Genomic DNA, 542 nt, shown 5'->3' with positions numbered 1-542 from the left:
CCCCTCCGCGCCGGGCGCCGCGGCGCCCGGCGGACGGTCGCCTCGCCGGCCGGCCGGCTCTCGCACCCGGGCTCGTGGCGGGGCTCACCGGCCGGCGAGGTCGACGCCGGGGAGGCGGTCGAGCTGCGTGGCGAGACCGGAGGGCACCCAGCCGGGCACCCCCGCGGCGACCGCGAGACCGAGGACCAGGGCGGCGAGCACGAAGGCCACCAGGGCGGCCGTGCCGACGACGCGCAGCCACAGCGGCCTCCTCGCCGACCACGCCGCGAAGCGGTGGGCGCCCGAGCGTGCACGGTCGAGGAGACGGCGGGCCCAGCGGAACTCGGTGGAGAGCACGGCGAGGGCCAGCAGGAGCAGCGGGATGCCGCCCGGACCGGGGAGCCAGCTCAGCAGGGCCCACGCCACCAGCAGCAGCCCGCCCACGACGCCGACGCCGATCCGGTAGACCCGGTAGACGTGCGGCCGCTCGGAGCGCACGCGCTGGCGCCAGCGCCACCGACCGGTGACGGGCGCCGGCGCGGCGACGTGCCGGCGACGCTCCC

General features: G+C 80.1%; 1 protein-coding gene. It reads right to left on the bottom strand.

Translation table 11 applies throughout. The features are described from left to right. Positions 1-84 precede the first annotated feature (84 nt). The coding region (locus WDZ17_RS04605; protein WP_339573957.1) for a PGPGW domain-containing protein at positions 85-542 on the bottom strand (458 nt) is incomplete at its 5' end.

The sequence above is a fragment of the Pseudokineococcus basanitobsidens genome (genome assembly GCF_037482545.1).
In the GTDB taxonomy this organism is placed as follows: domain Bacteria; phylum Actinomycetota; class Actinomycetes; order Actinomycetales; family Quadrisphaeraceae; genus Pseudokineococcus; species Pseudokineococcus basanitobsidens.
Note: the sequence above shows the minus strand (reverse complement) of the source record. Positions and strands in the feature narration are given on the sequence as shown.